The organism is Longitalea arenae, assembly GCF_016924755.1.
GTDB classification, from domain to species: domain Bacteria; phylum Bacteroidota; class Bacteroidia; order Chitinophagales; family Chitinophagaceae; genus Niastella; species Niastella arenae.
Window position 1 is genome coordinate 91281 of sequence record NZ_JAFFJX010000003.1, and the last position, 25658, is coordinate 116938.

Genomic DNA, 25658 nt, shown 5'->3' on the forward strand with positions numbered 1-25658 from the left:
TAAAGATAATCCATTTCCGGTCAAATGCCCGATTTCTACGCTTTTGCTTATATTCGTTACAGCACCAACTAAAACCATACTAACGATTATGAAACCGAAAACCATCAACATTCTTTACTGGGTGTTCACCATCCTATTTGCCGCGCTCATGATCTTCTCTGCCTATGGCAGCATACTGGTAAACCAGGACGCAAAAAACCTGATCCATCATTATCTTGGGTTCCCCGTATATTTTATTCCCTTCACCGGTTATGCCAAACTGATCGGCTCCATTGTTATTTTAATTCCCGGACTAAAGACAATTAAAGAATGGGCTTATGCCGGTTTGTTCTTCGATCTCCTGGGCGCTGTATATGCCAGTATTGCGGTGGCCAAAGGCTTTGATCCCATGATGTCTTTTATGCTGGTATGGTTTGTACCGGGCATCCTGTCATATTACTTCTGGAAGAGAAAAATGAAAGCGGGCTTCAAGCCTTAGGAAAAGCCATAATATCACCCCATTCCCTACTCCATGCACCCTGTAGCAAACCCTGTTGACAATACTCATTATGATGTAATTATCATTGGCGCCGGCCCCGCCGGCTGCGCCTGCGCGATGGCGCTTGCCCATTCGGGGCTACGCATTGCGCTTATAGATAAACATCAGTTCCCGCGCGATAAAGTCTGCGGCGATGCTATTCCCGGCCGGGCCATTAAAATCCTGCATGAAATAGATCCCGCATTTGCCGCCAGGCTTTCTGCTTTTACCGAAAAGCTGCCTACCAAAAGAACAGTCTGTTATTACAAGAATAAAAAAATCGATTTCAGCTGGAACCTCGAAGCGTATACTGCTACCCGCGCATCTTTCGATAATTTCCTGTTTGCGGCCATCAAAAATGATCCAGCCATACAAACCCTGGAAGGTACTACAGTAATTGATGTGATACGATCAAAGAGCGGATATACTGTGTTTACAAAAGACAAGAACATCCGCTATGAATGCACCCTGCTGGTTGGGGCCGACGGCATCAATGGGATCACTGCTAAAAAACTCGCCGCCCGCCAGCTGGATAGAAAACATCATGTGGCTGGCGTTCGCGCGTATTACAGTGGTGTAACAGGCATGAGCGATACCTGCACGGAGGTGTATTTCGACAGCAAATATTTGCCCGGTTATTTCTGGGTATTCCCCATTAAAGGGGGTCTGGTAAATGCCGGTATGGGCATTTTGTCTGAAACGGTCGTACGAAAAAAGATCAACGTCAAAAACGCCTTCTATGACTTTATTGAGCGCTCACCGCGCTTACAGGAAAAATTCAAAGGCGCCCGGTTGATGGGAAGTTTACAAGGCTGCGGCCTTCCCATGGGCTCGCATTGGGTAAAGATGGTCGGCGATCATTTTCTATTGGCGGGCGATGCGGCTTCACTCATTGATCCGGTAAGCGGCGATGGCATTGGCAATGCCGTTCTCAGCGGCAAACTGGCGGCGCACCAGGTGATACAATGTTTTACGGCCGACAACTTCAGTGCGGCCTTTCTGATGAATTACGCCACGCTCCTTTATGAAAAGGTGGGCGCAGACATGCGCCGGAAAACAAGTGTACTGAAAACAATGGCCCGTTTGCCCTTCCTCTTCGAGATGGCATTTATTGCCGGCCAGTACAGGATCATTAAAAAGTTTATGAAGTGAACGCGCCCAGGGCTGCCCGTGCACCATTCCATTGATCCGGAAAGGCGAAGAAATACAGCGCTTCCCTTACTGCACTTCTATCGTACGTTCAATGGCTTCCAGCGCGGCATCTTCACCGATATCCAATATGGCCAACGCAGAATATTTGCCTTTCGGCACCGTGGCAGGAATTGTCAGCCGGACGGTCCTTTTGCCTTCCGGAAAAACGGGGAATTCCACTTTATCCAGCTTATACTCCTTACCGGTTTCAATATGGGTCAGCGCCAGATGCGCTTTACATTGCAGCATGGTTTCCCCGGTATTCACCATATAAAAATCATAGGCATGGGCATCGCCCACCACCGGTTTAAGGCTCACAGCCTTTGCACTGGTGTGCGTAACCGTTGGAGGCGTTTGATAAATATGAACCCCTACCCTTAACAGCTCCTTTATTTTGGTATTGAACTGTTTATTTGTACGGCTGGTGCTGTCCTGCTCTTCGGCGCTTTGCAGGAACAACATGGCCCATCGCATTTTATTGAATAGTTCTGCATTGGCCGGCGCCTGTAAGCGAACCAGCAGGTCTTCACTTTTACCGGGCGCTACTTCTATAAAATTCTTATCGGTAGAGATCCAGGAGGCGCAGGAGCGGTTGAGGGTATCCGGTCTGTAATATATATGCCCGCCGCTTGAATCGCGTAACCAATCGGCCAGGTAAGCCTGAAAACCAACTTTGGTATCTGACATATTGGTGATCCTGATCACCTGCGACTCCGTAATCCCGGGGGTACTATGAAATTCAAGAATGGATGGCTGGATCCCTATCTTTTGCGCAGATCCATGCAATGATACAAAAATCAATGCTAACAAAGTACACATTTGACTTCTCATGGTTTTTGTTTTTGATTGATCCAAAAAATAAAATAAATTGCTATTCATTAAAATCTTGTATCGTATGTGCTATACAGGAATAAGAACGAACCGCCTGCTTGCCCGTAACATCCTCATGTTGCTATTTTGTACAAGCGCTGTCCATGCGCAGAACAGCCAGAACAACATCACCCTTACTGCCCTCAATACCGGCTTTATTTTAAACTCAGTGGCTTCGATCGAAACGCAGCAAACGAGAGCGAACGCCTTTCAAATTGCAGTCAATTCGAGGAACAGTGCCAACTTCAGCATCCGCGCAAGGGTATCGTCGTCCACCAGCAGTACAGGCACTCCTTTCCCGGCTTCCATGCTGGCGCTGCGTTTAAATACCACCAATCCGCCGGTGACCGCCAATCTAAACACCATCACCTTAAGCACTACCGACCAGTTACTACAACAGATCACATCCACTAAGAACAATATTACCTTCAATTATGACCTGCTATTGGCCCCTGTTGGGTATAGTTACGCACCGGGCAATTACAACTTCACCATTTTATTTACCATGACACAACCATAGATATGAAAAACACAGGTGCTTATATAACACTCTTGCTATGCCTTGTTTCAATAAAGGGTATGGGGCAGTTTTCTTTCAATGGAACCATCACGAGTGCAGTAGGTATTCAATCTGTGATGGCTTTATCGGTTACGAACAATGCTTCGCCAACCATAAATTTTACGAATGCTCAGTATTCCGGCGGCTACGCCATCAGCAACTTCAATAGTTTTGATGTAAAAAGCAACCAGCCCTGGACCCTGTCGGTGTCAGCCGCCACACCTGATTTTGCGGCCAGCGGCACACATGCTTCCCCCAATATGCCAGCATCCGTCATCGCTGTGGTAAAAAGCGGCCAGTCGCCTTTCAAACCCTTATCGGCCAACGCCCAGGTACTGGCAACGGGCAACCGGGGCAATACCAGCACACCCGGTAACTCCTTTAATATGGATCTTATGGCCAGTCCCGGTTATAATTACGGCCCCGGCATTTATACACTTTCTATTGTTTACACCCTTAGTGTGCAATAAGCATTTGTATTTACCGGTCTCCTTTTGGCAGCAGCCAGGCTTGCAATTGCTGTTCTTAATACCGAACTTAATAACTGTAAATATTTTTTTCGGTGAAAAAGCTTATTTTATTACCATTTCTTGTTTTTGGTCAATTTTTGACCAACGCGCAACAACCCACGAAAAAGGCGCAACAAACAATTACTTTACACCTGATGCCAGCGGGTCCGGTGCATTTGCCTAAAATAAAAAAGGATAAGGGCAAGGGCAATGATAAGCTCAGCCAGCAACAGCTTAAGGAAGAGCTTGATCTTGCTGCCAATAAGAACGTATTTATAGATAAGCAGGTCATTGAAACGGTTGTTGCCGATAACAAACCGGATGCCGCCAATAATTCCGCCAGGAAGCCAGCTGAGCCTGTTAAAAATCGCACAGTACTGTATACGATCTCATCTTTGTAATTCACATAAATACTACCTCTGCCAGACCCGGGTTTAGTTAACTACTCCCGGGTTTTTATTTGCACCTACTACAGTACATAATTGCTTACTGATACCAATAGCTGCTTTAAAACATATGCACCCTGTTTTGTTTTTCGGAAATAATTTCCAGCTTATGGAATCTTTTTCGAGCATGCCAAACAGGTAGTAACTGGTTTTCAAGCGCTTGCCGAAATGGCACGGCGATTGGCATTATCTACCCGTAAACAATTTAAAAAACCTCTTTAACTAACAAAAAAACGAACGACATGAAAAAGATGACATTGATCACCGCTGCCCTTTTTGCAACTATCATTGCTGCCAACGCTCAATCTTCGGCCCAAGCCAGCCAGACTGTTACGCTGAACCTTCAGAACTCCATTGACATCGCTTTTACTGCTGCGACCGGCACCGACTTTACTTTTACCAATACGGGTGACTACCAAAACGGACTTACCAATTTAAATGCATCCAGCCTGCAGGTGAAATCAAATCGCCCCTGGGCTGTTACCGTCGGTTCTGCCAGTGCTAATTTTAATGGGCCCGCCGCCCCCTCTCCTGCCATGCCTTCATCTGTTTTAGGCGTTCGCCTGAATGGCGGCTCTTCCTTCGGCGCTTTGTCAACCAGTGCACAATCGCTGACCAGCGGCGACAGAGGTGTTAGCAGCTTCAGTGTTGATTATAATGCGAACCCGGGTTTTAGCTACGATGCTGGTACCTACACCCTCTCAGTTATATATACCGCTACACAGCAATAATGCTTCAAGCGCTAAACCGTGCCACGGTTCATACCGTGACACGGTTTTTCTTCCTTTGCCCGATATAAAATCCACCACAGTGAAAACAGTTTCCAGATACTGGTTTACCCGCACCCTGTTGCTCCTGGCTTTTTTGTCCACAGGCAAACATGTGGTAGTGGCCCAGCCAGGCAATGGTCTGCCGGAAATACTTCGTTTTCATTTCCTCAACGATTCGGTAGGGGTAGAAGAAAATAATTATGCATTCAATAATCTAAGCATCCAGAACAGTGGCAACCGGTCACTGCATGTTCAACTGATCCTGAGATCGCCTGAAATAGCAAGCCTCATCACAAGTGATATTATAGAAACTGAATTGCGGCAGCATGAAAATCAGCTGATCCCCATCCGTTTTACCCTCGCCAGTAAATCAGCTGCTTTGATCTGGGTTCCTTTCCAGGTTGAAATGCGCATCCGCGAATTGAACCAGGTCATACATACCCGGTTTTACATCAGGCCTAAAGCACAGGTCAAATGGAAAGCCCTGCTGAAGCAACCGGTCCTTGCATTCATGGAAACGGACAAACAGCTTGCTTTTAATATTTACCTGGAAAATACAGGAAACAGTCCCGACACCTATAGCTTCGATTTCCGCACCGACCTTTCACTGAACCTTGCCAAAAAAAATTATACCGTCTCGTTACAACCCGGCGAAGCCCGTACTATAACAGCGCAGGTTTTATTATCGCCGCGGGATCTGCAACAATTGAAAAAAGAAGAAATAACCATATTCATAAAGAACAGCCAGGGCGAAACGAAAATGCTTAATCAGCAGATCAACCGGCTGGGCTTTATGTATAGCGGGGAAAATGACAGCTATAAAAAAATGCCGCTGACACTGGAATTGAATATGCAGAACCTCGCCAGTGATCAGCCATTTGCCTTTTTGAATCTTCGCGGTAACCTGAAGCTTAAAAATGATCAACAGCTGAACCTCTTGCTGCAAACCAACAATTACTCGCCACATTCCGTAGCCAATACGCAAAGAGCCACGGTGGAATATGTACATGGCCCCTGGCGTATTACCGGCGGCAGCATCATCGACTTTAATAATTTCCTGGTCGATGGTACCGGCCTTCGCCTGCAATATACCGGCATGCACAATAAATCGATCGAAGTAATGGGTGTACAAAGCCGTACAGGCAATACGCAGCAATATAATGTAAAGGGCAGCCATCCCGTAATGAAGGGAGTCAGCTGGTTTGCCAATGCATTTGTACAGCGCGACGCGGAAAAAGAGCAGACGAGCTCCCTGCTGCTGAATAAACTGCAATGGACGATCGACAAGGACACCCGGCTTTCTATCGAAGGCGGAAGCGGGTTCGAAAAGCTATCCCGGTCAAAGCTCGACACCTCCCTGGCTGCATGGCAGGCAGGATACCATTTTGAAAGGCAGAAAAAACATTACCAGATCAGTTCTACCATCAGCCGCTACTCGGAAAATTTCCCCGGCTTCAATAAAGGAGCGCACTACCAGTTACATGAAGCGCGGGTATTGATAGATCATTTTTTCACAGGCCCTTACTTCGAGATCAACAAAAGAGCTTATAACAATACCGGCGATTCCCTGATAAACTACCTCTTCAATGTCAATAATCGCGAGTACGGCCTCCGGTTCGGCTGGCAACACAAACAGTTTACCCTGGTTTTATCGCCCGGTATCTTAAAGCAGGTACAGGACAGCATAACCGGTCTGGCATCGACCACGTATAAAATAGCGGCTAATCTTAACTGGCAGTTAGGCGACCGCTGGTGGTTTTCGGCCTTTTCGAATGCAGGCCGGGTAAACATACCTGCTTCATCGCTGCCAGGTTTTAACAGCTTTACCAATTTTATGAATTTGCAGAATGGCCGTTACGGGATCCAGTTACGCTATGATAAAGGCCCCTATTACTATTATGAAATAAAAGAATACCTGCAATCACCGGTAGCTTATAAGCGGCTGCAGGTTTCGCCATTCCTGGAACTGCCTTGGACGAAAAAAAATCTCTTTTGCCGCCTGCAGGCGAATTACCTCAACGAAGAACAAAGCGGCGTCTCTTTCTTTTTGCTGTACAACAATATTCAATACACAGCGCCCAAAACAGGCATCGATGTAGCAGTCACCACCCAGCTGAATCTATCGCGAAAAGAAGCGCCGCTCCTGAACCTCACCATCCGCAAAAGACTGCAACTGCCGGTGATCAAAAATGAAACGGCCCGTTCCTTCCGGATCGTTCTATACCTCGATAAAAACAATAACCACTGGCCAGATGAGAACGAGGTTTGGGTAAAAAATGCGCGGGTGCTTGTAAATAACGAGCTCTTGCAAACGAATAGCAAAGGAGAAATATACTTTACCAATGCCGACGATAAAGAATTCATTATTGATTTCAGCCAGATCGCCGGTTTCGATGGCTGGATGCCCAGGCAGGGTTTCAGACAGGTATTCAGACCGGCTAAAGATCAAAAACTGTATTTCTTCCCTTTTACCCCCAGCCATGTAATAACCGGTAAGCTGGCGCTGCTGCGCGATGAACAAAGTTCCCTTACCATGCTGCTGGATGGCATCCGCATCATTGCCACCGCTGCCGATGGCACAGTGTACAATACCCTTACCAACAGCAATGGTGAATATGCATTCAACCTGCCGGCCGGTCAATATATCATCAGTATTAACCAGGCGGTCTTTGATGACAATTTCCGGGTGGCAGGCGCCAGTAAAACGGCCGACCTGGTGAATAACCAGCGCCTGCACCTGCAATTTGAGATCAGGCAGAAAAAAAGAGTAATGAATGTGCGGCGGGAATGATCTTTACCTTTTCTTTGAAACGGTCTGATCCGGAACGGGATCAGCCATCTTCTTTCCATTCACCTTTACATTCTTAAAATGCAGGTCCTGCACATGGCCTACTTTAAAATCAGTGCTTTTCAACTGCACATCTACGTCAGTGACCACAATATTTTGGATGTTTGCCTGCTCATGACCGGTGATCTCGCCAAAAGAAGCTGCTGTTCCGCGTACATTCGAGATCTTAATATTCCGCACCAACGCTTTTGGCGGCGCCTGCCCTTTCAGATCGAAATACTGGGTCCAGGGCGAGACCTTGAAAATCACCCCGCCATTGGTCAGCGTGATATCGCTTATGTTCACATCTTCATACTGCTGCGGGGTATCCGGACGGAGCTTCAATCTCAATACCGTTGGGCCCAGGGTAATGCAACGTTTAACAGTTACATGGCGAACAATGGTTGCTTCACTGCCGAATGTCACGATGCCGCCGCCTGCCTCAAAGATACAATCACTGATAGTAACGTTCTCTACGGGTGGACTATCCTTATCCTCACCCGCAAATGGTCCTTTGGAGCCTTTCAATGCAATACAATCATCACCTACCGAAAAAAAGCAATGGCGGATGGCTATCTCGTGCGAACTGTCTACATCGATACCGTCGGAGCTCGGCGCATGATGATAGGGTTTGGGACCGGATGGGGCCTGAAAACGGCAATATTCAATAATCACCTGCTCACAGCGGTAAATATGCAGGTTCCAGAAACCTGAATTCAAAAAGTGGATGCCGCTGATCTGCACATCTTTTGAGTTTTGAATAAAAGCGAGCCTGGGGCGTTCTACATTTAAATTGGTTGTTTTGGGATCAGCATTGCGGCGCTTATAAAATTCTTTCCAGAAGGGCTCGCCGCTGCCGTCAATGGTACCGGCGCCGCTGATCCGCAGATGATCTGCCCCGTCTGCATTGATCAGGGCTGCACGCCATGGTTCAAAGTGGCCTTCGATGCGGGTATTTATTTTTGGATAATCATTGATATCTGTGGAGCCTTTGAGCACAGCGCCCGCCTCGAACTCCAGGTTAACACCGGCTTTCAGAAATATGGCGCCGCTGAGAAAAATGCCTTTCGGCACCACGAGGGTACCGCCACCATTTTTTGCGCATTCCTCTATGACCGCCTGAATAACTTTTGTATTCAGGGTTTTGCCGTCGCCCACAGCGCCCCTTTCGGCAATATTATAACGCTGGTCCCTGCTGAGTAATATTGTTTTTTCAAATGGCTGCCGGGAAGGCGTGGTATGCGCATTCCCTTCCGCCAGGGCAAACATGCCAATTATGGAAAGCAAGAGTAATTTGTTCATAGCCAAATTTAACAGCAAGCCCCCCAAAGAACCGTCCCGGTTCATCCGGCTCACCTTGCATAAGGTTCAGCTATTAATGCTATTTTAATATGCGGTAGATCTTATCGCGGAACGTTTCGCTGACCGGGATCTCTGTAGCGCCGATACAAACGAAATCGCGTTTAATGGTAGTGATCTTTGCAATGGCCACCAGGAAGGATCGATGCGTGCGAATAAAGGCCCCGGCCGGCAATTTTGCTTCAATGGACCTTAACGACAAACGGGTGACAACCGGTTTGGACGTGGAAACAAGGTAGATCCTCACATAATCTTTATCACTTTCAATATAGTTAATATCCTCAACCACGATCTTTACCAGTGAATAATCAACACTTACAAAAAAGTCATGGCTCTTTGCTATGGCTGACGGTGAAGCGGCTTGTTTTAGCCGGAATAATTCCGCGGCCCGGTTAGTGGCTTTCAGGAAACGGTCGAACGTAAAGGGCTTTAACAAATAATCTGCCACCTGCAGGTTAAAGCCTTCCACGGCATATTTTTCATAAGCCGATACAATGATGACCAGCGGTGGATGATCGAGCGATTGCAACAATTGCAAACCACTTAAGCGGGGCATCTGGATATCGAGGAAGAGCAGGTCGATCTGTTCCTGCCGCAAAATAGTCAATGCTTCCATAGCACTCCTGCATGAGTTTACCAGCTTCAGGAACGGTACCTGGTTCAGGTTGTCTTCCAGCAACTCGCGCACCAGCGGTTCGTCATCAACAATAAGACAGCGCATCATAATATTTTCAATGTTAAATGGATGCGGAAAAGGTTTTGATCTTCGCTTATTCCCAGGTCAAAACGGCCGGGATACAGGAGTGTTAAGCGGGAACGAACATTACCTAGTCCTATACCCGATGTTTCGTCCTTACCGGCAGTTGCCAGACGCTCAAATCTATTTTCTACCCTAAAATCCAATACACCGTCCCTGGCCGTTAAATGAATATCAATATAAGGTTGATCCGCATAATCGGTCCCATGCTTAAATGCATTCTCCACAAAAGGGATCAGGAGCATCGGTTCAATGCAATAATCTCTTGCCGCCGGTGACAGCTCACTATTGAAAATGATCTTCACATCCCGCCCAAACCTTAATTGTTGCAGGGCTACATAACTATGCAGGTAATCCACTTCCTGCTGCAGGGATATTTTTTTATCGGCATTATATAACATATAACGCATTAAACCCGACAACATCAGGAGGGATGGTTCCAGTTGGTCAGATCGTTTCCTGGCAAGCGAAACCAGGTTGGTGAGAACGTTGAACAGGAAATGCGGACTGATCTGGGAACGCAGAAATTTCAGTTCCATGCCCAATTGCAAGGCCTCCTTTTCTTTCTGTTCTTTTTCTGTACGGATCTTTTCAACCGTTATACTGTAAAAGACACTAACAATAAATGCGAGCACCGAAGGAAATAACACATGCGTACGGGCTCCCGCCAAATCATTGGGGAACCAGGCTTCCAGGATATAGAATTTTATCCGGACGGAAAGAAGGATCAGCAAAACGGCGGCGAAAAGATATAACCACCAGTAATTTCGGTTGAGCAATTTCGGATACAGGAAAAAGCTATTCCCATAAAAAATGATCATATGAAGGAGCTGTGACCATGTAAAATAGGCTCCGGGAAGCGGACCAATCCTGTATTGATCGCCGGCACTGCTGATGAAATAAGGAAATAACAGCACAATACTCCAGGCCAAAGCATGGAGTATCCAACTAAAATGCGGGTATTTACCGGTTTGCATCATGTATTGACAAAGGAATCCGGATCAAACTTATTGAATTTACCAGTAGCCGCGCACAATCGCCGGATCTTTTGGCTTTGTCGCAAGATTTGGCGCTCTTGTCGCATTTATACCAACGCAATGATCGCTGCCGCTAGTTTTGCCTGCAAATGCAATGGTTATGAATATACAAGATTGGCTTACCATGAACATTCTCCTGCAGGTAAGAGGTATTACCCCCGGAAGGGCCGAAGCCCTTGTGCCGGCGGTGATGGGACTGATCAGTATGATCCTTGGTGTTATGGCGCTGGTGCGCGCTAAACGCAGGATCCCTTCGGGACGTTTGATGGCGATCGCGGGCATTGCGCTGGCATTGACCGGCATCGTTTTCAGCGGACTGCACCTGGCCCGGGTAACCGGTGCTATCGGCACCGGTTCGGGACGTTTGGGCGCCATGGTAGCGCTGGCATTCAGCCTGACCGGTGTAATAATCGCCTGGCTGGCGCTGGCCCGCTTTCGCCGGGCAGCGGATCATTAGCAGCCCGCTTTTTAATATATTTGAGCCCTTGAGTGTACACCATGACTGAAATCAAAAAGGCAGGCACAGAAGAACCGGATCTGATGCAAGTGGCAAAATTATTCCTTACACTGGGTGTACTGGGCTTTGGCGGACCAGCAGCGCATATTGCTTTAATGCAAAAAGAAGTAGTCGTAAAACGGCGATGGCTGAGTGAACAGGATTTCCTGGACCTTCTTGGCGCTACGAACCTGATACCCGGTCCCAACAGCACAGAACTGGCCATGCACATCGGCCGGGAAAAGGCTGGCGCCAAAGGACTGGTGCTTGCCGGCACCTGCTTTATTTTACCGGCCGTGCTTTTTACCGGCTTCTTTGCCTGGCTATATAGTAAATACGGCCAACTGCCCGGCCTGCAGCCATTTCTTTATGGCATTAAACCCGCTATCATTGCAGTGATCCTGTCCGCTGTTTTTCCGCTGGCCAAACAGTCGTTAAAAACAGTACAATTAGGTATTATAGGGCTCATTGCGCTCAGCTTATCTTTTCTACACATTCATGAAATATACATCATCTTCGGGGCAGGATTGTTGGCCTTGTTATTGACTTCATTTAACAAACCCTTCAGGAGCAGCGCAAAAAGCATCGCCCCCTTGTTTTTGCTGCAGGTGCCAGGCAGCTCCCTGTTATCTGTGCTTGTTTCAAACTGGAACTTATTCCTTGTCTTTTTGAAAATAGGCGCTATTCTGTATGGCAGCGGGTATGTACTCTTTGCCTATATCGAAACGGAGCTGGTTACAAAAGGGATACTTACGCATCAGCAGCTGACAGATGCTATTGCGGTGGGGCAGTTCACACCGGGGCCTGTTTTTTCATCGGTTACTTTTGTAGGTTATGTGATCAACGGTTTTAGCGGCGCTGTTTTTTCCACCCTGGCCGTTTTCCTGCCTTCCTTCCTGTTTGTAGCCCTGTTAAATCCACTGGTGCGAAAGATGCGGCAGTCCCTCCGGTTCTCTGCATTCCTCGATGCAGTAAATATCGCCTCTGTGGCGGCGATCATAGCCGTATGTTATGAACTGGCCAGGGATGCTGTTACAGACTGGCGCACCTTACTGATCGGACTGATCAGCCTGCTGCTGCTTCTTTTCAAAAAAACGAATTCAGCTTACATCATCCTGGGTGGTGCTGTGGCCGGTTATTTATTGACGCTGTTCTAAAAACAGCATGGGTACATACACCTGCCTGTATTTATACCGGCGCCAGCCACCGCGATCGCAGGTAAACCACTGTTTTGTTGAGATAGGGAAAAAGAACGATCAGCAACAGGATGCCAACGATCAGCCATGCCAGCAGCTCATAATAATCCATCGCAAACCGGAGCTGCGCCTGCCGCTGCATGCGGTCTGCCAGTAATTTGTTAGAAGCCCTGGCAGCCGCTCGCGGCGCCATTCCTCTATTGACCAGGTATTCCGACTGCACCTGAACGGTTTTCCGCAGCAACAGATCAATTTTACTGAAGTGCTCGCAGAAAGCATGGTAATGTTTGCTTCTTCCAAACAGTTCAAAGTAATTAATGAGGCCAATGCTTACCGAAAAACCCAGGTAGCGAATGGCCAGACAAATAGCCGCTGCTGAAGGGCCCATTACAACCGGAACGGAAGCAATCGTAAACACAATGGTGGGCACCATGATCATGCCAACACCGAGCCCCTGCATAAATAAGGGGATGAAAAAATAGTGCTCATTCGCCTGCCCGCTAAATAGAAAGAACATGCTGACCTGGAAGGCAAGCAGCAGCAGAAATCCCGGCAGCCAGATATACCGGATCGGTTTTTTTTGCAGGATCATACAACAGGCGATGATCACCCCCGTGACCAGTCCACCCAAATTGAACAAATTGATATAAGAAACATGCCTTGGGTCAAAGCGCAGTACACCCGCAAAGAAGCCGCTGGCAATACCTGCAGCAAAGCGGCAGATATACATTACGAACAATACAAAAAGCCCGACCAGGAAATTCCGGAACCTGAATATTTGCACATTCACATATGGCCGCTTCAGGCTTTTTTGACGTAACAGGAAGAGTATGGAGAGCGCCGCAATGGCGATCAGGCTGCATTGTATGCGCCGGTCTTCAAGCCAGTTATAGTGCTGGCCATAGACCATAATGTAACCAATAAGGCAAAGCATGATCGTATACATGGAAAAGCTTTGCCAATCGAGCTTATGCAGGGGAAAGCGGGCTTTGAGCCGCACATTGTTCATAGTAAGCAGCAGCAGGATCAGGCAGGGAACAAAGGAGAATAAAGCGGCTTTGTAAACGATATTGTAATTGAAGGCGTCTATGAGGTCGGCTGTCACGAAATTATTGAAAGGAATAGCACATAACAGTAAACCGAAGAAAACGGAAAAACTCACCTCGCGGGCGCGTTCCGTGCGCAGGCGGGTGAACATCAGCGAAAGGGAAAGGCTTACTGTGCTGCAAAACAATAATCCCTGGATAAACCGTACGGGCAGCAGGATATACAGTTCATGCGTGTGATAACATATAAGGCTGCTCATCATTTGCAGCGACGTGAAGAGGATAAAATACTGTTTACTGGCCAGGTAGGCAAAAAAGCGGTGCTCGAGGCTGTAAAAACCAGCGTATGCAGCATAGAATACGATCACGGCAAACTGAATGTCTGCCGGTTCACAACCATAATGACCGGCCGCTGCATTGATATTGGCGAGCGGCAGGAAGAAAAGCACAATACTTGGCAGTAAGAGCAGGAAGAGGCTGATCCTGATCAGCCATTCGGGCGCCCATTTGCGAAATACAGGAATGGTATTAACCATGGCGCTGCCCTTTAGGTACAAATACATTCACGTTCATTCCCGCTTTCAGGACGTCCAGTTCCTTTTTGTTACCGTGAATACGTATGCGCACCGGGATCCGCTGCACGATCTTTACAAAGTTGCCGCTGGCATTATCGGGTGGCAATAAAGAAAAGCGGGAGCCGGTAGCGGGCGAAAAGGAAATGATGGTGCCTTTGAAAGCCTGCCTGGGAAAAGCGTCTGCGATCAGTTTTACCGAATCACCGATATGAAGGTTGGCGATTTGCGTTTCCTTGAAATTGGCCACAACCCATTTGCCGGTTTCATCGTTCACAATAAATGCAAGCGTTTCACCTGCATTGATCACCTGCCCCGCTTCCACGGTTCTTCTGCCCATGCGGCCATTGTACGGCGCAGTGATCACGGTATAACCAAGATCCAGTTGCTGCCTCTTCAGCAAAACCTCGAGGCGGGACAGTTCGGCAAGCGCCACCGCTTTTTCCGCTTTGTTCCCCGCCAACTGCAACTGTGCTTTTACTTTCTGCATCGCGGCTTCGGTTTCCTGCTGTTGCAGTAAGTACCCGCGGTTATCGATGATCAAAAGGGTATCCCCTTTTGATACGAGCTGGTTCTCTTCAAATTTCACCGCTGTAATAAACCCACCGGCTTTTGCGATCACCGGGTTTACATACTCATCGATCTGGGCATTATTGGTTTGCTCATACTTATAATAACCCCGGAGGGTAAAGATGCCCCAGATAGCCAATGCTGCAATAATGATGGCTGAAATCCATCCTGTGATCCTGGTAATGAGCCGGTCGGTAAGGGTATATTTCTTTTTCATTGCTTGTAGAGAACGCCAGTACTACGGATGCGCAAAAATATCAGGCCGACAGCTGTTTTATTTCCCTAAAAAAGTCAACATTTTCGTCATTCCCGCCAATTTGATTTTATCTTTATGGCTTTGAGTAAACCTCCATTTGCCGATTGAAGAATATGGGATTAATCGCCTCCCTGCCAGAGATAGAAAAGCAGAAAGAAAGTGTGTTCGTGATGCACGAAAAAAGCGAAAAGCTGATCCCCCTGCATAAACATTCCAAAGGACAACTGAGTTATGTGGAAGGCGGTATAGCATATATCACCTGTGATACCCGAACTTATGTGGTGCCGGCCAAACATTATTTCTGGATCCCCAGGGGAATGGACCATATTTTACGGATCGGTTACTCGGCAACGGTGCTTCGTTCGCTGTACTTTTATGCCCATGATGATGCATCGGATCCTTTTTACAGCAAGCTGGGCATCTATCCTGCCAGCGAACTGCTTATCCAGATGATCAATTATACCGAACGGTGGGATGGCAGACATGTAAGCCGCAAAGACGAAAACTTTGAATTTCTCGTAGCATTGAAGAAGATCCTGCCGCAATTGAATAACAAAGCCCTGCCCATTATGCTGCCCACGACGGATAATGAGCAGCTGCAACGCATCATCAAATACCTGGAAAAAAATATGGCGGAAAAGCTTACCATTAAAACGGTGAGCAGTCATTTTAACATCAGCGAGCGAACCCTGTCGCGTTTGTTCCAGGCAAACATGCAGATGAGTTTTCTGCAGTATCTTAAGACCATCCGGATGGTGAAGGCTATCGAACTGATCGTAAAAACACAACGATCCATCAGTGAAATCGCCTATGAGGTGGGATATGTGACCATCAGTTCCTTCAGCGATGCATTCCAGGAATTCACCCATACCCGGCCCTCCGACTTCCGGAAAAAATAAATGATTTTTCCCCATAATGAGGAAGCTGGTCATGCCTTAAGGCAGGCAACAATTTTGCAAAATTAAGCCATGACTATACAGGAACAAGGAAATAAAGAAGCGATCGATTTTTATAAGGAAGCCCTTCAATTGCTCGAAGAATGCGGAGCCAGATATATGCTCGGAGGGGCATTTGCCATTTTTCATCATACCGGTATTTACAGGGACACCAAAGACCTCGATGTATTTTGTCCGGCCAATGAGTATCCCAAGATCCTGAAGTTCTTCGGTTCAAAGGGATATCGTACAGAGCTTACGGATGTTCGCTGGCTTGCCAAGGTTTTTAAAGGAGACTATTTCCTCGATATCATTTTCGATACGGCGAATAATATCTGCCGCGTCGATGATGAATGGCTGCAGCATGCGCACCAGGCCGATTTCCTCGGCTATCATATCAGGATATTGTCACCCGAAGACCTGGTGTGGTGCAAACTGTATGTGCAAAACCGCGAAAGGTACGATGGCGCCGATATCAACCATCTGCTTGTGAAGCAGGGAAAAAATTTCGACTGGAAAAGACTCGCGCGCAAAATGGATCAGCACTGGCATCTTTTACTCATGCAGATCCTCTCCTTCCAGTTTGTATATCCCTCCGAATTCCATGAGATCATTCCGAAATGGCTTTTTGATGACCTGCTTGCAAGAGCATCAGAACAATACGACCTGCCCGCCCCGTTGGAAAGAGTTTGCAGAGGCCCCGTGATCGATCAAACCCAATACGAGATCGATATTAAAGACTGGGGCTATAAAACGTGCACCATTAAAACTGTTTAATTATGACCGGTGAAAACAAAACACGCGTTGCCGCTATTGCCGATCTTCATATCAGGGATACGGACAAAGGCAAATGGGTCGATATTTTTGCTGATGTTTCAAAGAATGCTGATGTGCTTGCCATCTGCGGCGACCTTACCGATACAGGCGATGAATCGGAAGCACATATCCTGGTGGAAGAGTTGAAGGCATGCACCATCCCTGTGGTAGGCGTACTGGGCAATCATGACCATGAAAAGAGCCGGCATAAGCTGATCAGGCAGATCGTACAAAACCATCCCAACGTACATATCCTGGATGGTGAGGCGGTGGTCGTTGCCGGTATCGGCTTCGCCGGAGTAAAAGGTTTTGGCGGCGGCTTCGATAATTTCATGCTGTCGATGTTTGGCGAAGGCGCCATGAAATCCTTTGTACAGGAAGCGGTCGAAGAAGCCTTACACCTTGAACGCGCCCTGGCCCGTCTCGACCAGGAACATAATGTCACCAAAAAGATCGCGCTGTTGCATTATTCACCCATAAAGGAAACGGTCATTGGTGAACCGGAGCAGATCTTTCCGTTCCTGGGCTCCTCGAGACTGGCAGAACCTTTATCACGCCGCAATGTAGAAGTTGTATTTCACGGGCATGCGCATATAGGTGTGCTGGAGGGCAGCATAGCCGGGAAGGTAAAAGTGTTCAATGTGGCCCGGCATGTGCTAAAAAAATCCGGTTATGGCCGTCCGTACTTCTTATATGAAATTTGAAAAAAGCCGGAACTTGTTATATTTGGCCATGACCAGGATGTTGAAGTTTGCCCTGTTGATTGTACCCGCTTTATGCGCCATACCAATGAAAGGCTCATCGCAGTTCAGTGATACGGTGAATTACTACATTAATTTCTCGGGCACCGGTAATTTGAACAGAACCAATACCGGCACCACTTACCTGCTGAACAATACCTTGCGCTTCCAGGCCGATAAAAAGAAATTTTCACTCAACAGTATGATGAGCCATATTTATGGCCGCAACCCTACATTAAAAACAAACGATGATGTGCTGGGCATGCTTAATCTCGACATCCTGAAAGGCGTACAAAAATTGTATTACTGGGCACTTGCCGGGTATGAAAAAAGCTTTTCATTAAAGGTCGACAGCCGGTTCCAGGCCGGCGCAGGTGTAGGATATACGTTCATAAACACCGGGAAGACCAACCTGGAAATGAGCGATGGATTTCTTTTTGAAACGGTCGATCTGAGTATACCCGACAAGACTGGCAGAACCAGTTACCAAACCGTTCGCAATTCCCTGCGGCTGAAATACCGCTTCATCATTAAAGAGATCGTGAGCATCGATGGCGTGAACTTTTTCCAGCCCTCCCTGACCGAACGCGGGGATTATATTCTGAAACTAAGTACCAATCTTTCGGTGAAGCTGTATAAATGGCTGCACTTCACCACCTCGTTCAACTATAACAGGCAGAATATTACAGCTACCGAGAATTTACTGCTGACCTATGGACTGATGGCTGAAAAGTATTTTTAAGATGTCCCGTTAAAATACCTTTTCGAACTGCCGCGCCAGATCCCCATCAATAGGTGCCAGCCGGGTAAAAGCCCTGGGGTGCTTATCAACAATATCCTTCTGACTGGTACAATAGGTATTTACATGAGAATCGTAAAAATAAAGTAACGCCCAGTACTCCCTGCAGAAGTTATTGAATTGCTCCTGTGACAGCTGACTGATCAAATGAATGAATTCGTCTTTTTTATAGCTTCCTTTTAATTCACAGGATTGAAAAATTCTCCAGCCTTCCATACAGCCTCCTTTATTTTTTATTATAAATAAAAATATTATGCCATCCGGCGCTTAATTTCCAATGTTTTATCAATGATCTGCCCGGGCTTGATTATTGCATTTTTTAAGCGAGAGACCATGAAAATTTGTGCATATGGACACCACAAAAGACAAACCCGAAAAAATGCCTGCAAAGGCAGATCCGGAGCCACAAAAAAAGACCGGTAATAACGACAATGCTGACCTGGAACAAACACCCCTGAAAGCCGCCGATTCGGATATGGAACCAGATGAATTTATCGGCAGCAATGCTGATACCGATCTGCCATTGGATCGCCAGGTGATCAACGATGCCGTTTTGCGGGGCGAGCCCAAAGCAGACGATAAAGCGCTAAAGGGGCCACCCGAAGATAAAAAATAGCAGTACATTATATTTTAAACAGTAGCACTGGACTAAAGTAAGACCTATGGTCAGGATAATATATCATGCGTCCCATGAACAGTTTGCACCCTCCCATTTACTGCAATTAGCCCGGGCCGCTGCAGCGGCTGGTTTTGATGCCATACATTCTTCGGATCACTTTCACCCCTGGAGCCGGCGCCAGGGACATAGCGGTTTTTCCTTCGCCTGGCTGGGCGCCGCCATGCAGGCCGTCGAACTACCGTTCAGCGTTGTATGTGCACCCGGGCAGCGTTACCATCCTGCGATCCTTGCCCAGGCAATCGCCACCCTGGCAGAAATGTTCCCGAACCGTTTATCGGTCGAATTAGGCAGTGGCGAGGCCCTGAATGAAAAGATCACAGGCCTTCCCTGGCCACCCAAAGAACAACGCAATGAAAGGCTTCTCGAATGCGCTACCATCATTCGCAGGCTGCTGGCAGGCGAAGAAGTTAGCCACCAGGGTTATGTAACGGTGAACGAAGCAAAGCTCTACAGCCGGCCCCAAACAGCGCCCCTGTTGTTCTGTGCTGCGATCTCTTCAGAAACCGCCTGCTGGTGCGGTTCATGGGCCGATGGCCTGTTGACAACCGCCAACAGCAGCGAAGAAGCATTCGAAAAACAGACGGCATTCGCAAAAGGCGGCGGCGCCGGAAAACCCTGGCTGATCCAATTTTCTTTTTCTTATCACCCGTTGGCCCAGGTAGCAGCAGATGAAGCCTATGACCAGTGGCGAACCAATATACTGGGCACAGATGAAAGGGCTGATCTATGCAAGCCGGAACATTTTGAAAAAGCAGCCGCCGGCATCACTAAAGAACAGGTGATAGAAAAGATCCCCGTCTTTACCTCCATGAAAGATCTCTTCGAGCGTATAGAAACACTGCAGGCTACCGGGGCCACAGGCATCATCCTGCACAATGTGAACAGGCAGCATGAATTATTTATAAAAGACTTTGGCCAGTTCAACAGCGACAGAATGATAAAGAGCGGGCTGGAATCAAATCATACGACCACCTGATAAAGATCAGGATATCCGAAACAGCGAAACTGTATTTTGCCGCCTGATATAAGATTTGGTTGTATGAATAAAGGACGGAAAATAACGGAACGGTTGGATAACTCGTGTACCTCGGTACCGGTTGATTGTATTTTTTGATTAATGCAGCATTGACGATTTCCATGTAACGAAACTAGCACTTGCGGCTGCTTTAATGGATGATTTATGTCATAGGCAGCATTGAGTGGTATCAAGCGTACAACTGAGCATTGAACCGGACAATAACTGTTCATTTTCGAACAGATGGTATGCGCCCCGAATGTGTAAGATACTGTTCTTTAATCGCTTAATCATATGGCAGTCTTATTGTATCTATGCGGTATCAATAGCTCCCAAACTATCAAACATGATCAAGAATTATCTGGTTGTCGCTTTCAGAAACCTGTTTCGCCATAAAGTGTATTCACTCATCAATATTTTCGGACTGGCATTCGGTATGGCCGCCGGGTTCTTTATTTTTCTGTATACTTATTTTGAGACCAGCTACGACAAGTTCCATGTAAATGCCAACCGGTTGTACCGTATCGACATGTCCTATACAGGCAGTTTTGCCCACCTGGGTGCAACGGCTGCCACCCACCCTGCCGTGGCGCCTTCCATGAAGGCCGAATTTCCCGAAGTGATAGACTATGTTCGTTTGGTGCCGCCGAATGTTTGGTTAAAGACTACGACCGTATCCTATACCGATGAAAAAGGACAATCCAAACGGTTCAACGAACAGGATTTTTATTTTGCGGAAGCCTCTTTCTTCAGGGTCTTCAGTTTTCCGATGGTAAGCGGCGATGCAAGAACGGCGCTGGATAAGCCGGGGTCGGTTGTTTTGACGGAATCGATGGCTAAAAAATACTTTGGTAATGTAGATCCGGTAGGCAAAACAGTGGAGGTGAACAAAGAGCCGCTTACCGTAACAGCGGTATGTAAGGATGTGCCGGAGCATTCGCATATCAAATTCAATATGCTCATTGCACTGGATAAAAACTTCGGCCTGGAGAACTGGTGGTGGCCTGAGTACTACAACTATGTATTGCTGGCCCCAGGCGCGGATGCGAAGAAACTCGAAGCCAAATTGCCAGCGCTTGTGAATAAACACCTGGCAGGCACCATGAAGGAGCTTGGTTTCAGATCTTACTTTCATCTTCAGCCATTGACCGACATTCATCTCAATGATAATTTCCGCATGGAACCCGAACCGCCCGGCAACAAGAGAACGGTTTATTTCCTTTCCATACTGGGCGTCTTTATTCTTATCATTGCCTGGATCAATTATATCAACCTTACGACCGCCAAATCGATGGAAAGAGCGCGCGAAGTGGGTCTACGCAAAGTAGCAGGTGCGAGCCGTTTGCAGGTATCGCGGCAATTCTTGCTGGAAGCATTTATCATTAATGGCATTGCACTGCTGGTAGCCGCTGCCCTGGTGATCGCCTGTACACCGTTCTTCAATGCGTTTGTTGGCAAAGATATCAGCAGCACCTTTTTGTCATCGGGGATCTGGCAAAGCTGGCAGTTTGTTCTGATCTTTTTTGCGGTATTTGTAACAGGCGCGCTGCAAACGGGGGTTTACCCGGCTTTTATCTTGTCTGCCTTTAAACCAGCCCTGGTGTTGAAAGGGAAATTCGCCCGTTCCGGTAAAGGCATACTGTTACGTAAAAGCCTGGTCGCTTTTCAGTTTACTTTGTCGATATTATTGATCGCCGGCACCATTATCGTATACCGGCAGCTGCAATTTATGCGGAACCAGCACCTGGGTTATAACAAAGATCAAATACTGATCGTAAAGGCGCCTGCAGTGATCGATTCTGGTTTTACGCATAAAACAGCTACATTCAGGAATGAGTTGTTGAAAATTCCGGCGGTCCAAAATATGGCGCCATCGTCAGACATTCCAGGCCGCAGGATCTTCGACAGGAACAGCGCCAGGAAAGCAGGCCAGCAGAAGAACCTGCGTTTTGTGCCTTTCCTGGTAGAAATAGATCAGCATTTTTTGCCCACCTATCAAATGCAACTGGCCTGTGGCAGGAACCTTCCCGAAAAAACGGCCATGAATATGTTTGATTCAAAAAAGACCCAGGTGCTTATCAACGAAGAGACCGTCAAAAAGCTGGGATTTGCGAATAATGAAGCGGCCCTGCATCAAACCATTTATTTTACCAGCTGGGCAGGCGAAATTGAAAGTGAAGTGGTTGGGGTGGTGAAGAATTACCACCAGCGATCGTTGAAAGAGGCATACGACCCTATCATCTATTATCTGAATGGCTTTGGCAACTGGGGCTACTTTTCCATTAACCTGCAAACGACCGATCTGGCGGGGAACCTGGCGCACATAGAAAAATTGTATCATGAGCTTTTCCCCGGCAATGCGTTCGAGCGCTTTTTCCTGAATGAATATTTTAACCGCCAATACAAGGCCGACCAGCAGTTTGGCAAGATCTTCGGCTTATTCACCATCCTGGCCATCTTCATTGCCTGCTTGGGTTTAACTGGCCTTGCTACTTATGCTATTAAACTGCGCACAAAGGAAATAGGAATTCGCAAAGTACTGGGCGCCTCGGCACAGGGCATTGTGTACCTGTTCTACCGTGATTTTATCAAACTGGTTTGCCTGGCCGCAGTGATCGCCATACCGGTAGTATATTACCTGGCGGGTAAATGGCTCAGCAATTTTGCCTTTCATATTCAATTGGGCTGGTTCGTGTTTATAGCAGCGCCTTTGCTGCTGATGCTCATAGCGTTTATTTCCATTGGGCTGCAAAGTCTGAAAGCGGCGATGGACAACCCGGTGAAGAGTTTGAGGAATGATTGAGTACCACTGATAATGTAAGCGACTTTGTGTAAATGCGACCCATTGCCTTAAAACCACAAAAACCCGCATTGGGCTTGAGGCAGTTCTATAAAACTATCAGTGAATATGAATGACTTGCACCTAAATTCATTGAACGATCAATATCAGTTTATTGAACGATCAATACCGGTTTATTGAACGATCTGTACCAGTTTGTTGAACAACCAGGGATGGTTTATTGAATACCCGGACCCAATTCATTGAACAAACAGCTATCGATCATTGAAAAATCCGAAGCGTTTATTGAACAAACTGTTCTTGTTTATTGAACAACCAGACCTTGTTTGTTGAACAAACTGGTATTGTTTGTTGCATAAACCGAACTATTTTTTAAACGAATTGCCCCGGTTTTTAAACGATCAACGCCTGTTTATTGAACGATCCAGGCCGCATAATTCAAAACCTGGCGCTGATTGTTGCATTCCCGGAACAGATCCTTTAACGATCTCTGCCGTTTTTTGCCGGAATCCGGTATACCAACTGCGCTAAAAAACAAAAAGGCTCACATTGCTGTGAACCTTTTTCTGTGGGAGTTGACGGGGTCGAACCGCCGACCCTCTGCTTGTAAGGCAGATGCTCTAAACCAACTGAGCTAAACTCCCCTGACATACATTTGGGGCAGCAAAATTAAGGTTCGGTTAGTTAATTATGAAGTTTTCCAGCAAGATTTTTTTCAAACCCACCCGTAAAAAGAGATCGATCCGAACGTGTAGTGCGCCGTCCAGATAATTTTCCGGCTCGCCCGGCGCCTGTCACCGCTGAAAATGGTATATTGAAAAAGGAAAGCTTATCTTTATGAAGATGATACGGACAATTGTTTTTGCTGCGATACTATGCTCCGCGCTGACTGCTAAGGCACAGTCGCCGCTGCGTTTTGGCGCCATGCATGGTGCACAACCTGCCTTCGGGCATTTTCAACAGACCGGCGATAGCAATAAGCTTCAAAAAAAATGGTTTATTACCAAATATGCCGGCATTTCCTCGGGCTTTCTTGCTTTTAATGGTGGAAGCGGCAGCTTCTTGGCAGCCCCCATGGGTCTGCAAATTAACAGGCCGCTGACCAATAACGTATATGCCTTCGCTGGCGTTTCTGTAACACCTACTTTATTCCATTTCAACGGTGCCTTTGCCCAACCCCTCGCCAATAAGACTGGTTTTTTGAACGCCAACAACTTCGATATTAATCCGGCCGCTTATGTGGGGCTGATGTACATCAATAACGAAAAGACCTTTTCCATTTCCGGAAGCATTGGCGTAAGCCGCACGAACTACAATTATTACTCACCCCTCTATGCTCCGTTTTATTCTCCGGGACCCGAAAATAATAAACGCTTTTACCGGTAACCAGCTTCCAAACCGCACCATTTATTTAATACTTTACTGGCCAGAATGGAATAATTGTTGAGGCTGATGACCCAAAATCTTACCGATGACGAGGTCTTCAACAATATCCTTTTTCACTCTCCTGCTGCTTTTAATGCAGTTAGCAGGCTTCGCCCAGAGAACCGGTAAGCTGAACGGCGTATTTGCCGGCATTGAAGTATCCCAGCCTACGGTGATGGGCCAGGGTATGCAGAGAACCGACCGCGTGATCTACTTCAGGCCCGATGGCACCTTCAACGATAAACTCCAAAAAGCCGACTGGAAAACTGCTGTGGCGGGTAAATATAGCGTGGCAGGCAATCAGGTAAGTTTACAATTCAACGGTGGTGCCAAAGAAACCATGACCCTTGAGGCGGATGGCGACCTCAGGGCAAATGGAGATATAGGCAGTTATGGCATGCTGAAAATGGGAACGGCTGACCGCGTACCGCCGGGTGTATATACCTTCCGTAATGTGAGCAGTAGTGGTGGCGGCGCTTCCGGCCAGGTGTTTGTTGGCAGTGGGGCTACGGTTGGAATATACTTCGACGGCAAAGGTCATTTTACCCGCAACGCCAAAAGCGCCACCATGGTAACGGGCGGCCATGTAGGCGGTGGTGTTTCCAATAAAGATAAAAACACCGGTAATTATAGTATTCGCGATGGTTTTCTGACCCTCACCTACACAGATGGCAAAACGGAAACACATAGTTTCTTTTGCCGTCCCGGCGAAAAGCCCCTGATGGCCGCTATCAATGGAAGGATCTTTTTCATGGAAGAATCGAAGGAAGGCCCTTCAACCAATGACCCGAATATAACTGAACGCACTACCACCAGCACTACCTCAAAAAAGAATGAAGCAGCAGGAACTGCTCCTGCCAGCCCCAGACCTGCCACCGATGCCCATACGCTTTTACACAAAGCCAATGAAGTACAGGGCGGCGAGGCGCTCAACGAGCTGCGCAGCATCAGGGCCCATGCTACTGTTGGCAAGTATACCGTAACGTCGCTGGCAGACCTGGAACAAAAAAGATTGCGGATCGAAATGCGAATGGGTGAAACCCTGATAGCCATTGAGCAGTTCAACGGCAAGGGAGCATGGAAATGGGAGAATGGCAAAAAGAAAGCCTTGCCTGCGGCCAGGCTGGAGGAAATGAAAAGCGCATTTGAATCGGGCATACTTGCCCTGCGCCGTTCGGTGATCAGCCGAATGACCAACCTGGAAATAAAGCATGGTGGCAATGGCAAGTCGATGCTTACCGCTCAACTGGATGGAAAGAAACTTGTATTTTATTTCAATAGCCAGGGCGTACTTATCGGAGACCTGAATACAACTGTTCTCACTGAATACAGCAACCATAAAAAGGTGAATGGCATCCTCTTCCCTTTTACCGAAAAGCAAGAATCAGGCTTCAATAAATTGATGATCCAATATACAGCTTATGATATCAATCCGGTCATCAGCGAATCGGATTGGGCAGAGCGATAGATC

25 protein-coding genes and 1 tRNA gene are annotated in these 25658 nt (G+C 47.2%); 18 read left to right on the top strand and 8 right to left on the bottom strand.

The annotated features are described in order from the left end of the window. Nucleotides 1-88 precede the first annotated feature (88 nt). Entirely contained in the window at nucleotides 89-478 is a 390-nt protein-coding gene (locus JT717_RS09195) for a DoxX family protein (protein ID WP_205509928.1), read from the top strand. Nucleotides 479-511: 33 nt separating this feature from the next. Beyond that, entirely contained in the window at nucleotides 512-1669 is a 1158-nt protein-coding gene (locus tag JT717_RS09200) for a geranylgeranyl reductase family protein (protein ID WP_205509929.1), read from the top strand. Between the two features lie 66 nt (nucleotides 1670-1735). Here JT717_RS09200 and JT717_RS09205 read toward each other — a convergent pair whose 3' ends face one another. After that, on the bottom strand, nucleotides 1736-2539 hold the full coding sequence (locus tag JT717_RS09205; protein WP_205509930.1) for a hypothetical protein: 804 nt from the start codon (nucleotides 2537-2539) through the stop codon (nucleotides 1736-1738). A 64-nt stretch (nucleotides 2540-2603) separates the two neighbouring features. On the opposite strand from JT717_RS09205, the gene JT717_RS09210 reads away from it, so the two are divergent. From JT717_RS09210 to JT717_RS09230, 5 genes are all read left to right on the top strand, one after another. Beyond that, the gene (locus JT717_RS09210) at nucleotides 2604-3098 is read left to right on the top strand and encodes a hypothetical protein (protein ID WP_205509931.1); all 495 of its coding nucleotides are present in this window, start codon (nucleotides 2604-2606) and stop codon (nucleotides 3096-3098) included. A gap of 2 nt (nucleotides 3099-3100) precedes the next feature. Further along, entirely contained in the window at nucleotides 3101-3607 is a 507-nt protein-coding gene (locus JT717_RS09215; protein WP_205509932.1) for a hypothetical protein, read from the top strand. Between the two features lie 92 nt (nucleotides 3608-3699). After that, nucleotides 3700-4047 (top strand): hypothetical protein, encoded by a 348-nt coding sequence (locus tag JT717_RS09220; protein WP_205509933.1) that lies wholly within the window; start codon nucleotides 3700-3702, stop codon nucleotides 4045-4047. Between the two features lie 287 nt (nucleotides 4048-4334). Beyond that, nucleotides 4335-4823 (top strand): hypothetical protein, encoded by a 489-nt coding sequence (locus tag JT717_RS09225; RefSeq protein ID WP_205509934.1) that lies wholly within the window; start codon nucleotides 4335-4337, stop codon nucleotides 4821-4823. A gap of 79 nt (nucleotides 4824-4902) precedes the next feature. Next, a complete protein-coding gene (locus JT717_RS09230) occupies nucleotides 4903-7653 on the top strand; it encodes a carboxypeptidase-like regulatory domain-containing protein (RefSeq protein ID WP_205509935.1) in 2751 nt (916 codons plus the stop codon). A 3-nt stretch (nucleotides 7654-7656) separates the two neighbouring features. Here the strand turns inward: JT717_RS09230 and JT717_RS09235 are convergent, their stop codons facing one another. The 3 genes from JT717_RS09235 to JT717_RS09245 form a co-directional block, all read right to left on the bottom strand. Then, nucleotides 7657-8991 (bottom strand): glycoside hydrolase family 28 protein, encoded by a 1335-nt coding sequence (locus JT717_RS09235; protein ID WP_205509936.1) that lies wholly within the window; start codon nucleotides 8989-8991, stop codon nucleotides 7657-7659. Between the two features lie 79 nt (nucleotides 8992-9070). Further along, entirely contained in the window at nucleotides 9071-9772 is a 702-nt protein-coding gene (locus JT717_RS09240) for a LytR/AlgR family response regulator transcription factor (protein WP_205509937.1), read from the bottom strand. Next, nucleotides 9769-10785 carry a sensor histidine kinase gene (locus JT717_RS09245; RefSeq protein WP_240347919.1) on the bottom strand — a complete coding sequence of 339 codons (1017 nt, stop codon included), beginning with the start codon at nucleotides 10783-10785 and terminating at the stop codon, nucleotides 9769-9771. Before JT717_RS09245 ends, JT717_RS09240 begins: the two co-directional genes overlap by 4 nt. A 157-nt stretch (nucleotides 10786-10942) precedes the next feature. Between JT717_RS09245 and JT717_RS09250 the strand changes: the two genes are divergently transcribed. Beyond that, nucleotides 10943-11299, top strand: a complete 357-nt coding sequence (locus tag JT717_RS09250; protein WP_205509938.1) for a DUF6223 family protein — start codon at nucleotides 10943-10945, stop codon at nucleotides 11297-11299. 41 nt (nucleotides 11300-11340) lie between these two features. After that, complete coding sequence (chrA, locus tag JT717_RS09255; protein WP_240347920.1) at nucleotides 11341-12495, top strand: chromate efflux transporter; 1155 nt, start codon at nucleotides 11341-11343, stop codon at nucleotides 12493-12495. A 31-nt stretch (nucleotides 12496-12526) separates the two neighbouring features. Here chrA and JT717_RS09260 read toward each other — a convergent pair whose 3' ends face one another. Further along, nucleotides 12527-14143, bottom strand: coding sequence for an MFS transporter (locus tag JT717_RS09260; RefSeq protein ID WP_240347921.1), 1617 nt, complete (start codon nucleotides 14141-14143; stop codon nucleotides 12527-12529). Further along, the gene (locus JT717_RS09265; protein ID WP_205509939.1) at nucleotides 14109-14939 is read right to left on the bottom strand and encodes an HlyD family secretion protein; all 831 of its coding nucleotides are present in this window, start codon (nucleotides 14937-14939) and stop codon (nucleotides 14109-14111) included. The genes JT717_RS09260 and JT717_RS09265 overlap by 35 nt, the downstream gene beginning before the upstream one ends. Nucleotides 14940-15091: 152 nt before the next feature. On the opposite strand from JT717_RS09265, the gene JT717_RS09270 reads away from it, so the two are divergent. The 4 genes from JT717_RS09270 (at nucleotide 15092) to JT717_RS09285 (ending at nucleotide 18211) form a co-directional block, all read left to right on the top strand. Further along, nucleotides 15092-15877, top strand: a complete 786-nt coding sequence (locus tag JT717_RS09270; protein WP_205509940.1) for a helix-turn-helix domain-containing protein — start codon at nucleotides 15092-15094, stop codon at nucleotides 15875-15877. 69 nt (nucleotides 15878-15946) lie between these two features. Next, nucleotides 15947-16690 (top strand): nucleotidyltransferase, encoded by a 744-nt coding sequence (locus tag JT717_RS09275; RefSeq protein WP_205509941.1) that lies wholly within the window; start codon nucleotides 15947-15949, stop codon nucleotides 16688-16690. 2 nt (nucleotides 16691-16692) lie between these two features. Next, nucleotides 16693-17433: a metallophosphoesterase family protein gene (locus JT717_RS09280; RefSeq protein WP_205509942.1), complete on the top strand. Its 741-nt coding sequence runs from the start codon at nucleotides 16693-16695 to the stop codon at nucleotides 17431-17433. Next, nucleotides 17402-18211 (top strand): DUF481 domain-containing protein, encoded by an 810-nt coding sequence (locus JT717_RS09285; protein ID WP_205509943.1) that lies wholly within the window; start codon nucleotides 17402-17404, stop codon nucleotides 18209-18211. Before JT717_RS09280 ends, JT717_RS09285 begins: the two co-directional genes overlap by 32 nt. Before the next feature lie 9 nt (nucleotides 18212-18220). On the opposite strand, the gene JT717_RS09290 is transcribed toward JT717_RS09285, so the two are convergent. Next, nucleotides 18221-18484, bottom strand: a complete 264-nt coding sequence (locus tag JT717_RS09290; protein WP_205509944.1) for a hypothetical protein — start codon at nucleotides 18482-18484, stop codon at nucleotides 18221-18223. A 133-nt stretch (nucleotides 18485-18617) separates the two neighbouring features. Here JT717_RS09290 and JT717_RS09295 point away from each other — a divergent pair, with 133 nt between their 5' ends. The 3 genes from JT717_RS09295 (at nucleotide 18618) to JT717_RS09305 (ending at nucleotide 22765) form a co-directional block, all read left to right on the top strand. Then, complete coding sequence (locus JT717_RS09295) at nucleotides 18618-18884, top strand: hypothetical protein (protein WP_205509945.1); 267 nt, start codon at nucleotides 18618-18620, stop codon at nucleotides 18882-18884. Nucleotides 18885-18930: 46 nt separating this feature from the next. Then, on the top strand, nucleotides 18931-19923 hold the full coding sequence (locus JT717_RS09300) for a TIGR03885 family FMN-dependent LLM class oxidoreductase (RefSeq protein ID WP_205509946.1): 993 nt from the start codon (nucleotides 18931-18933) through the stop codon (nucleotides 19921-19923). A gap of 385 nt (nucleotides 19924-20308) precedes the next feature. After that, on the top strand, nucleotides 20309-22765 hold the full coding sequence (locus JT717_RS09305) for an ABC transporter permease (protein ID WP_205509947.1): 2457 nt from the start codon (nucleotides 20309-20311) through the stop codon (nucleotides 22763-22765). Between the two features lie 566 nt (nucleotides 22766-23331). Here JT717_RS09305 and JT717_RS09310 read toward each other — a convergent pair. After that, nucleotides 23332-23406, bottom strand: a tRNA-Val gene (locus JT717_RS09310). Nucleotides 23407-23599: 193 nt separating this feature from the next. Between JT717_RS09310 and JT717_RS09315 the strand changes: the two genes are divergently transcribed. Next, nucleotides 23600-24148 carry a hypothetical protein gene (locus JT717_RS09315; protein WP_205509948.1) on the top strand — a complete coding sequence of 183 codons (549 nt, stop codon included), beginning with the start codon at nucleotides 23600-23602 and terminating at the stop codon, nucleotides 24146-24148. An 85-nt stretch (nucleotides 24149-24233) separates the two neighbouring features. Then, nucleotides 24234-25655: a hypothetical protein gene (locus JT717_RS09320; protein WP_205509949.1), complete on the top strand. Its 1422-nt coding sequence runs from the start codon at nucleotides 24234-24236 to the stop codon at nucleotides 25653-25655. Nucleotides 25656-25658 lie beyond the last annotated feature (3 nt).